Origin of the sequence: Ameyamaea chiangmaiensis (genome assembly GCF_013376175.1) — a bacterium.
Lineage (GTDB): Bacteria > Pseudomonadota > Alphaproteobacteria > Acetobacterales > Acetobacteraceae > Ameyamaea > Ameyamaea chiangmaiensis.
Map to the genome: position 1 here is coordinate 1 of NZ_JABXXR010000108.1, position 9,760 is coordinate 9,760.

Sequence of the window (9,760 nt, forward strand, 5' to 3'; positions counted from 1 at the left end):
CGTGTTCAGGACCGGGCGCAAGGCGTGCCGGGCGCAGTCGGCCTCGGCACCCGGACGCGGGCCATGCAGAACCGTGACCCGTGCGTCCGTCGGAACCCAGGCGCGCAGGCTGATCCCTTCGTCGACATGGGCGACCAGGAACTCGCGCACACCGGCGTGGGCGAGGGCCGTTGCGACCTGTTGCGCGCCCACGCCATAGGCGTCGGCCTTCAGCACCGCGGCGCACGTTGCCCCGCCGGCCTGCGCGGCCAGACGTCGATGATTGGCGACGATAGCATCAAGATCGATGGTCAGAACCGCGCCGGCCCGGCTGACGGGCCACGGATCGGTGGAGGGCTGGGGACAGGGCAACGACACGGGCACACCGGCGGCTGAAGAAACGCAGAACGAAACAATACGAGGACATCGTGCGCAATGTCCTGCCAATGAGGTGCAGGATCATGCGAAATATGCCATAAGGTGCGCATATCTGCGCATGAACGGTGATTTCGACTATCATGATCTTCGACAAGGTGACCGACGCGATTCTGCGTCACCTCCGCCACGACGGGCGCGTGACCAACGCCGATCTGGCCGCGCGTGTCGGCCTGTCGCCCTCGGCCTGTCTGCGCCGCGTCCGGTTGCTGGAAGCAGAGGGAGTCATCCGGGGCTATCGCGCCGTCATTGATGAGCGCGCGGCGCAGAACATGTCGACCGTCATCGTGCACATCACGCTGGAACGTCAGACCGAAGACGGCATGCGGCGTTTCGAGGCACGCCTGCGCGAGAGCCCCGATATCCGCGAGTGTTATCTGATGACCGGCGATTCCGATTATCTCGTCCGGGTCGAGGCGCGCGACATGGCGGACTACGAACGCATCCACAAGGACGTGCTGTCGCGTCTGCCCGGCGTGGTGCGGATCCAGAGCAACTTTGCCATTCGCCCGGTGGTGCAGCGTTGACGGCCGTCCGTCCGGTGCCGCACATCCGCGCGTCCCGTCCTTCGCTGGAAAGCACTGCCGCATGACCCTCGTGACACGTCTGTTCCCGCTGTGGGCGTTGCTGCTGTCTCTGGCGGCGGTCCTGCATCCCGCCCCGTTCGTCGCCGTGGCGTGGATCGTGACACCGTTGCTGGCGCTGGTGATGTTCACGATGGGAGTGACGCTGGTGCCAGCGGATTTCGTTCGCATCGCGCGTCGCCCGGGTCCGGTTCTGGCCGGCGTGGGGCTGCATTATCTGGTGATGCCCCTGGCCGCGTGGGCGCTGGCGCGCCTGTTCGGCATGGCGCCGGCCCTGTCCACCGGCATGATCCTGGTCGGTTGCGTGTCGAGCGGCACGGCGTCCAACGTGATGATCTATCTCGCGCGCGGGGATGTCGCGCTGTCGGTCAGCATCAGCACGCTCTCGACGCTGGTGGGCATCATCGCCACGCCGGTTCTGGTGCGTCTGTATGTCGCCAGTGGTGTGAGTGTCGACAGCTGGGGCCTGTTGCGCAGCATCGTCGAGATCGTGGCGCTCCCCATCGCCTCGGGCATGGTGGTGAATGGCCTGTTTCACCGAGGGGTCCGGTGCGTGGAGCCAGCCCTGCCACTGGTCGCGATGGTGTCGATCCTGCTGATCATCGGATGTGTCGTGGCGGGCGTCAGTCCGGCACTGACCGACGCCGGCCCGACGGTGCTGGCGGCCGTGATCCTGCACAACGGTATCGGTTTGCTGGGCGGCTACTGGGGCGGGCGCGCGCTGGGGTTTGACGAGTCGGTGTGCCGGACGCTGGCGCTGGAGGTGGGGATGCAGAATTCCGGTCTGGCCGCGACGCTGGGGCGACTGTACTTCGCCCCTCTCGCCGCCCTGCCGGGCGCGGTGTTTTCGATCTGGCACAACATCTCCGGCTCCGTGCTGGCATCGCTCTGGTCGTCACGGCCGGTGCGCCCGACACATGCAGAAGGTGCATGATACGACGTGCCCGTCACGTATGCGTGTGCGCAGCGGCGTGGGATAGGGCGTGGGTGGGGTGCTGCTATGGTGACGCTTCGACCGCTTGAGGACATCGTCGATGAATCTGCTGCCCAGTCTCCTTCCCCCTGTGCCGCCTGATGCCTTGCGGAGCGTGGAGGCATTGCTCGCACGCGGGGACCGGGTCGTGTTGGGGATCGCGGGGCCGCCGGGGGCTGGAAAATCGACCCTGGCCGAGGCGCTGGTCGCGGCGGTCGGCGGGGCTGCGATGGTCGTGCCGATGGACGGGTTTCATCTCGCGCAGCGCGAACTTGAACGGCTTGGTCGGGCCGGACGCAAGGGGGCGCCGGACACGTTCGATGTTCTGGGCTATGTCGCGCTTCTGGACCGTCTGCGGGTGTCGCGGCCGGGCGAATGGGTCTACGCCCCGTTTTTCGACCGGACGCTGGAGGAACCGCTGGCCGGGGCGATCGCGGTGCCCGATTCCGTAAGGCTTGTGATCAGCGAAGGGAATTATCTGCTTCACGACGGCGGCTTTTGGTCGCGCGTGCGCGGGTGTCTGGATGCCTGCTGGTATGTGGACGTGCCCGAAGACGAACGCGTGCGCCGCCTCGTCGGGCGTCACTGCCGTTTCGGCCGCACCGATGCCGACGCGCGTGACTGGGTGATGCGTACCGACATGCCCAATGCGCGTCTGGTCGAAGCCACGCGGGCGCGGGCCGATCTCGTGGTGCCCTGGCACGCGTGAACGCCACGGTACCGCTCCCGCTGGTCCTGAGCCGGGAGCTGGGGCAGGGTGGGTGCGATCGGAACAGACCGGGATGAAACGCATGATGCTCCGCCTGCTTGCCTGCCTTGCCGCGTCGGTTGCTGGCACGGCCGCCGTTGCCCGCGCCGGGGCGCCCGTCGGGCCGCCGCCGGTTCTGTTCACGCATGTCCGGGTGATTGACGGAACGGGTGCGCCCGCGCAGCCCGATCGCGCCGTTCTGGTGGAGAACGGACGCATTGCCGCGATTACGGCAAGCGATCCCGCACCGCCCGTGCCTGCCGGCACGACGGTGCTGAATCTTGCCGGCGACACCATGATACCGGGCCTGATGTCCGATCATTCCCATGTGGGGCTGGTGCAGGGTGCCACGGTGGATGGCGGCCACTTCACGCGCGCCGTGATTCTGGCCGCCCTGCGCCAGTATGAGGCGTATGGCGTGACCACCGTCACGGCGCTCGGCGTGACCAAATCGCCCCTGTTTGACACCCTGCGGCGCGAGCAGCACGCCGGCACGAACGCGGGCGCCGATCTGTTCGGGGTGGATCAGGGGATCAGCGTACCCGGTGGCGCGCCGCCGGACGGCATGATGCACGCCGACCCGGGCCAGATCCTGCGTCCCGCGACACCGAAGGACGCCCGCGCGGCGGTGGACCGGATGGCGGACGAGGGAACGGACCTCGTCAAGCTGTGGGTTGACGATTTCCGCAACGGGGTCGCGGGAAAGCCTGGCCTGCCCATCATGTCGCCCGCCATCTGGCAGGCCGCAATCGAGGAGGCGCATGCGCGCGGGCTGCGCGTTGCCGTCCATATTCACGATCTGCGCTACGCTAGGCTGATGGTGGCCGCCCATGCCGACATCCTTGCCCATGGCGTCCGCGACCAGCCGGTCGACCAGGCGCTGATCGACGCGATGAAGCGCGCGGGCACGTGGTACATCCCGACGATCCAGCTGGACGAAGCCAGCTATCTTTACGCGGCCGAACCTGGCCTGATCGACCAGCCAGAACTGGCGCAGGGACTGGACCCGGCGCTGCGGGCCGAATTCTCCGATGCCGCATGGCGCCAGAAGACCCTGAACGCGCCCCTGGCGGAGGCCTCGCGCAGGGCTGTGGCCATGAACCAGCAGAACCTCGTCCGTCTGGTGCGCGCGGGTGTCAATGTCGGCTTCGGCACGGATTCCGGCGCGATGCCGCTGCGCATTCCGGGCTATGCCGAGCACCGTGAGCTGCGGCTGTATGTGCAGGCCGGTCTGACGCCGCTTGAGGCACTAAGTCTGGCTACCTCCCGGGCCGCGGCGCTGATGAAGCTCGACGACCGGGGATCGATCGCGGTAGGTCGGCGTGCGGATCTGGTGATTCTCGGCGCGGACCCCAGCGCCGACATCACCGCGGTCGACCGAATCGAGCAGGTCTGGCGCGGCGGTGTTCGGGGTGCGTCGTTCTGACGCGGGAGGGGCGATAATGGCCGTCGGCGCACGACGGTTCGCGCTGCGCGACGGCACGCGGACCGGGCATGAGACCCTCGATCACATGGTGGGCACGCTTACCGATGCTGGCGCCTACGCCCGGTACCTGCGGGGCATGGAGGCGTTTCGCTCCCACGCGGAGCAGGCTCTGGCGCGCGGCGACTGGTCCGACCTGCCGGTGGCGGTGCGACCGCGCCCGATAGCGCCGGCTTTGCGTGACGATCTGTCGGCGCTGGGCCTATCACCGGTGGCCGTCGCGATTGCACCGTTGCGGCTCGACAGCCGGTCGGCCCTGCTGGGCGGCGCGTACGTGCTCGAAGGGTCGGCGATGGGCGCGCGGCTCCTGCGGCAACAGGCGCTGGCGCTGGGGTTCGACCGCGAACATGGCGCGCGGCATCTGGCCGAACAGACGGACGGATCGTCCTGGCGCGCGTTTGTCGAAGCGCTCGACACCGCGCCGGACTACGACGGGCAGCAGGCTCTCGCCGCCGCGCAGGCGATGTTCGACACCGCGCGGGCGGCATTTCGTGCGCTCGATACGCTGGCCGGCGCGGACGGCTGAGGGCTCGGTCCGGCAGGGTCAGGACGTGTAGAGCGCGCCGAACACGGTTGAAAAATGCTGGCGCGTCAGGTTCGTGCACGCGCAGGTCCGCTTTTCCAGGGCGCTGCGGTCGAGAATGCGGATATGTCCGCGCGCCGTCGCCACGATACCCTCGGCGCGCAGAGTCGAGATGACCCGGTTCACGAAGGGTCGACCGACGCCGAGCATGTCGGCCAGTTGCTCCTGTGTCATGCGCAGGTCGGTCGAACCGGTCCGGTCGATCCCCGCCAACAGCCAGCGCGCGGCCCGCTGGCCGACATTGTGCGTGGCGTTGCAGGCACAGTTCTGGAAGATCTGCGCCAGAAGGCAGTCGGAATACCGGGCGAACCAGTAGCGCAGGTGCGGCGACTGTTCCTGCGCCTGTTCCAGCTCGACGATCGGCATATGCAGGAATGTGCCGCCAAAGCGGACGGTGGCGGTGGAGAACGACGGCAGGCTGCCGTGCGAGACGATCCCGCCGATCGCACCCTCGCGGCCGACCGCCGCGACATCGACGGTCCGGCCGTCCATCTCTTCCACGCAGAAACTGGCCATCGCGGCACCGCATGGAAACCACGTGGACGTCACGTCCTCGCCCGCATGCTGAAGGATGGTGCCGGGCGCCAGATCGCTTTCGCGCAGGCGCGGCCGTAATCTCTCACGATCGTCTGCCGACAGGGCTGCCAGAAAGTCATTTGTGCCGAACGTGTCGGGGGAAACCGTCATAAGCGAATTTCACCGGAGTTGTCCTGTGTGTTCACTCTTGAACAGACAGGAGGGCAAAGTTATGTCACCAAGAAACATTCGAGCCGCCATGGCCGCCGCGCGGCGGTGCGCACGGTGTCTCGATGGTCGGTTGGCTAAATCGAGACGTGAAGTCCGTCGCGCGATCTCGGTATGGAAAGTGCGGACGAAATGCCGGTGTGTGCCGCGTATTGCCGCCGAGTGTGTGGTTCGACGAGTGGGACAGTGACGGACATTGATGCACTCTTTTCCTTTGTGTGACACGGTTATATCGGTTTCCGGCGTGATTCGTTCCGCCGCCTGTGTCGCTGTGGTGCACTTTGCGTCGACCGACGCGTGTGCCAGCACCCACGGCAGCCAGTCGTGAAAGTCGATCTGACCAACTGCGATCTGGAGCCGATTCATATCCCCGGCAGCATCCAGCCGCACGGGGCCATGCTGGTCCTCGATCCCTCCAGCTTCGATGTCGTCTACTGGTCGTCCAATGTCTGCGCGATCACGGGATTCCCCGAACCGCTGACGCGCGGCACGCCGCTTGCGGCCATTATCGGACACAAGGCGGTCCACGACGTTCGTAATGCCGCCGCGCGGTCGGGTGGGTCGGAGGTCGCGGGTGTGGTGCTCGGCGTCTCGCTCGACCATACCGAGACATTGTTCGATGCGACGATTCATCGCTACCGCGACCGGGTGTTTGTCGAACTCGAACCGTCGATGGACGGCACGCGCAGCGCGCAGGAAGCACTCGATTTCACGCAGACGCTGATCCGTCGCATCGGGCTTGAGACCGAAGTCGATGCGCTGGCCCGTGCCGGGGCACGTCTTGTGCGCGCGATGCTCGGCTATGACCGCGTCATGGTCTATCAGTTCCTTCATAACGGCGCGGGTCAGGTCATCGCCGAGGCGCGGCGGCCCACACTCAACAGCTTCATGGACCAGCGCTTTCCCGCCGCCGACATTCCTTATCAGGCCCGCAGGCTCTATCTGCTGAACACCGTGCGGATGATCGGCGACGCGTCCTATCAGCCTGACGTGCTGAGGCCCGCGCTTGAACCGGGCGAACAGCCCGTGGACATGTCGTTCGCGCAATTGCGCTCGGTCTCGCCCATTCACTGCGAATATCTGCAGAACATGGGGGTGTCGGCGTCGATGTCGCTCTCGATCGTGGTGGACGGGGAACTGTGGGGCCTGATCTCGTGCCATCACGACTCGCCCCGGATCACGCCAATTTCGATGCGGATCGGCGCGGAACTGTTCGTGCAGTATTTCTCGCTTCAGATCTCCATCGCGGAGCGACGGGCGCAGATGGTCGCGTCCGCCGTGGCCCGGCGTCGGCTGGACGACATTCTGGCCACCCTTTCGACGGGCGAGACGCTGGTCGATGCGTTGCAGCGTCACGTCAGCGATTTCATGGCGCTTGTCGACTGTCAGGGTGTGGGCGTGTGGATCAACGATCGGTGGACGAGCACCGGCGACGCGCCAAGTGCGGCCGAAGCGTCCGATCTGGTGTCCTATCTCGCGCATGAAAGCCGCGCGTCCGGCAGCGATGCCGAGGCAACGCGTTCAAGCGTGTGGCATACGCAGGACCTGCGGCGCCGCACCGGCAAGGACGTGTACGGCACGAACGTGGCCGGTGCGATGGCCGTGCCCCTTTCGGCAACGCCGCGTGACTACCTTATCTTTTTCAGAAGCGAAGAAGCACACGAGGTGGTCTGGGCCGGAGAGCCCGTCAAGCGTGTGGTTCCCGGGGCCCACGGTCCACGGCTCAGCCCGCGTGGCAGCTTCGACCTGTGGCGCGAGGACGTTCGTCACCAGTCCCGCCCGTGGCGTGACGCCGAACAGGGCGTGGCGGAGGCAGTTCGGACCTACCTGCGCGATATCTTCCTCAAACAGCATGAAATCACCGCCGAGGAACGCAACCGGCTGGAGCATCGCCGACGCGTTCTCAATGACGAGTTGAATCATCGCGTGAAGAACATCATCACGCTGGTGAAGTCGATCGCGCTTCAGACCGGAACGCACGCGGCAACGGTCGAGGACTACTCCTCGGCGCTGGAAGGGCGTTTGCGGGCACTGGCGTTCGCGCACGACCAGTCCATCAGCCACAGCGTGGGCGGCGATCTGGCGACCCTGATCGCTGCGGAAGCCGGGCTGCATCGGGGCAGCGACGGTGTCGATCGCATTACCGTGTCGGGTGAACAGCTGTGCCTGAACGATCGCGCGTTTGGCGCGCTGGCGCTGGTAATCCACGAACTGATGACCAACGCGGCCAAGTATGGCGCGCTGTCCGTGGCGGAGGGTCTGGTCGATATCGCGTGGGAGCGCGCGGAGGACGGGTCCTGCACGATCACCTGGCGTGAGTCGGGCGGCCCGCCGGTGAAGACGCCCGTCGCCCAGGGGTTCGGCTCGCGCCTGATCCAGAGCGCGGTGACCTATGATCTGGGCGGCAGCGTCGACATTACGTATGATCCCGCGGGCCTGATCGTGAAACTCGGCGTTCCTGGACGCCATGTTTCTGACAGAGAGGCCGTCCCGTCCACTGTCGCCCCCGTGCTCCCGGCAGTCGCCGGACAGCCCCTGCGGGGCAAGTCCGTTCTGCTTCTTGAAGACCAGTCGCTGATTGCGCTCGACACGGAGGATATGCTGCGCAAGCTGGGCGCATTGGAGGTGCGACTGTCGCCCGACGCGATTCATGCCCGTCTGGCGCTGGGAACATTCCGGCCAGACGTGGGCGTTCTGGATTTCAACCTGAACGACGATACGTCGGCGGTCATCGGCGATCTTCTGGTTGCGATGAACATTCCGTTCGTATTTGCGACCGGCTATGGCGACAACGTCATGATACCGGAGCGCTTTCGGCACATTCCAGTCGTGCGCAAGCCCGTCGTGCTCAATGCCCTGTCGGCACAGATCGCCGAAGCGTTCGACGTGTGCCACGGCCCTGCCGCCGCACCGCAACCCTGAGGTCGGAGCGCGCCCGGCCGCGCTCAGGCGTTTTCAGAAAAAGAGTGCGGCACCGGCGGAGACCGTGTTGTCCTTGTTGTGGTTCGGACCATGGGCGGCCGATTCCGTGTGGGCGTATTCGGCCATCAGCGTCAGCCAGTCGGTCAGGTTATAGTACCCCGCGCCGACTTCGGACTGGTTGCGCCGTACCAGAAGCGGGATCGATTCCCCCGGTGCCTGATACAGATTGCTGACGCCGTAGCTGCCGACGAATTTCAGGCGCGGCATGACTTTGACGGCACCCTGCACGTAATAGCCTTCCGAATCGCGCTTGCGACCGCTTGCGCTGACGCCGTCGAAAAACAGTCCCGTCGTGCCGAGGCCGCTGCCGTAATAGTAATACGCCACCCCTTCGAACGGCCCGTAGGTCAGCTTGGTGCCCACATCGGCGGCTTCGGCCGTCGTGCTGCGGTTCTGCGTGGTCGGGATCGCGCTGCTGGTCAGGTGCTGCTGATGCTGGATCAGGAAGCTCGACCAGAATCGTGCCTTGAGATCGCCGAGCGTGACGTCATAGGTTGCCTTGCCCTGAATCATCGGCGCGCTGTGCTGGCTGTTTGCTGCGGAGTAGCCGCTGCCAGCATAGTTATATTCGTCAAGAGGTGTGAAAATGCCAATCGTGCCCTGCAACCCTTTCCAGGTCGGCGAGGCGTAGGAAATTTGCGGAATCCAGTCGGCATACACATAACCGACGCCGATACGCCCCAGAGACGTATTGGCCGGATTGGCATTGCTGCCCGTCGAGCCGACGGACAGGAGCGTTGCATCGTTCAGAATCGCGTCCGCGCCGAACAGGGCCAGATCGCGTCCGACCTTGAACGTGCCGATACGCGCGTTGCCGACCGTGGCGAAGACCTGACGCACATCGAGGCCCGCCGTGCCCAGACCCACCGCGCTGCCACCGCTGTTGGCGTTGAAGGCGCCCGGATCGTTGTTGTTCAGGCCGGGGTAGAATCCGAAATTGGCCGACATGTCCAGGCCGTCCTGCGTCGTGCTGACCTTGACCAGGAGGCCCGCCGGCAGCAGGCCGTTGCGCACGCCCGACGTGTCGAAACCGCTTGAGCCGGTCGAGATGCCGCCGGCGACCGGGCGGCCGCCGCCCGGGCTGTTGAACGTATAGAACCCGTTCACGAAACCGGAGAAATTGATATCGATCTGGCCGGCATGGAAGGTGACCCCCTTGCCCGGGACATACTTGGCCACGCGCACGACGCTGGGACTGTTGATCTCGGCCCGCGCGGAGGTCAGGGCGCGCTCGGCCGCCTGCGCGCTG

General features: G+C 65.9%; 9 protein-coding genes. 6 read left to right on the top strand and 3 right to left on the bottom strand.

The features are described from left to right. Positions 1 to 357: alanine racemase (locus HUK82_RS11995; protein WP_317134859.1), on the bottom strand; the 357-nt coding region annotated here is incomplete at its 3' end. Between the two features lie 140 nt (positions 358 to 497). Here HUK82_RS11995 and HUK82_RS12000 point away from each other — a divergent pair. The 5 genes from HUK82_RS12000 to HUK82_RS12020 all read left to right on the top strand — a co-directional run bounded on the left by HUK82_RS12000 (position 498) and on the right by HUK82_RS12020 (position 4,728). Next, positions 498 to 941: an Lrp/AsnC family transcriptional regulator gene (locus HUK82_RS12000; RefSeq protein ID WP_176614188.1), complete on the top strand. Its 444-nt coding sequence runs from the start codon at positions 498 to 500 to the stop codon at positions 939 to 941. Between the two features lie 61 nt (positions 942 to 1,002). Next, on the top strand, positions 1,003 to 1,932 hold the full coding sequence (panS, locus tag HUK82_RS12005; RefSeq protein WP_176614189.1) for a ketopantoate/pantoate/pantothenate transporter PanS: 930 nt from the start codon (positions 1,003 to 1,005) through the stop codon (positions 1,930 to 1,932). Between the two features lie 100 nt (positions 1,933 to 2,032). Then, positions 2,033 to 2,680 carry a nucleoside/nucleotide kinase family protein gene (locus HUK82_RS12010; RefSeq protein WP_176614190.1) on the top strand — a complete coding sequence of 216 codons (648 nt, stop codon included), beginning with the start codon at positions 2,033 to 2,035 and terminating at the stop codon, positions 2,678 to 2,680. A gap of 85 nt (positions 2,681 to 2,765) precedes the next feature. Continuing rightward, positions 2,766 to 4,145, top strand: coding sequence for an amidohydrolase family protein (locus HUK82_RS12015; RefSeq protein WP_246495394.1), 1,380 nt, complete (start codon positions 2,766 to 2,768; stop codon positions 4,143 to 4,145). Positions 4,146 to 4,161: 16 nt separating this feature from the next. Beyond that, complete coding sequence (locus HUK82_RS12020) at positions 4,162 to 4,728, top strand: biliverdin-producing heme oxygenase (protein WP_176614192.1); 567 nt, start codon at positions 4,162 to 4,164, stop codon at positions 4,726 to 4,728. An 18-nt stretch (positions 4,729 to 4,746) separates the two neighbouring features. Here the strand turns inward: HUK82_RS12020 and HUK82_RS12025 are convergent, their stop codons facing one another. Next, positions 4,747 to 5,472, bottom strand: a complete 726-nt coding sequence (locus HUK82_RS12025; RefSeq protein ID WP_176614193.1) for a Crp/Fnr family transcriptional regulator — start codon at positions 5,470 to 5,472, stop codon at positions 4,747 to 4,749. A gap of 381 nt (positions 5,473 to 5,853) precedes the next feature. Between HUK82_RS12025 and HUK82_RS12030 the strand changes: the two genes are divergently transcribed. Then, positions 5,854 to 8,451: an HWE histidine kinase domain-containing protein gene (locus HUK82_RS12030; RefSeq protein ID WP_212647992.1), complete on the top strand. Its 2,598-nt coding sequence runs from the start codon at positions 5,854 to 5,856 to the stop codon at positions 8,449 to 8,451. A 33-nt stretch (positions 8,452 to 8,484) separates the two neighbouring features. On the opposite strand, the gene HUK82_RS12035 is transcribed toward HUK82_RS12030, so the two are convergent. Next, on the bottom strand, positions 8,485 to 9,760 hold a 1,276-nt coding region (locus HUK82_RS12035; RefSeq protein WP_256127009.1), incomplete at its 5' end, for a porin family protein.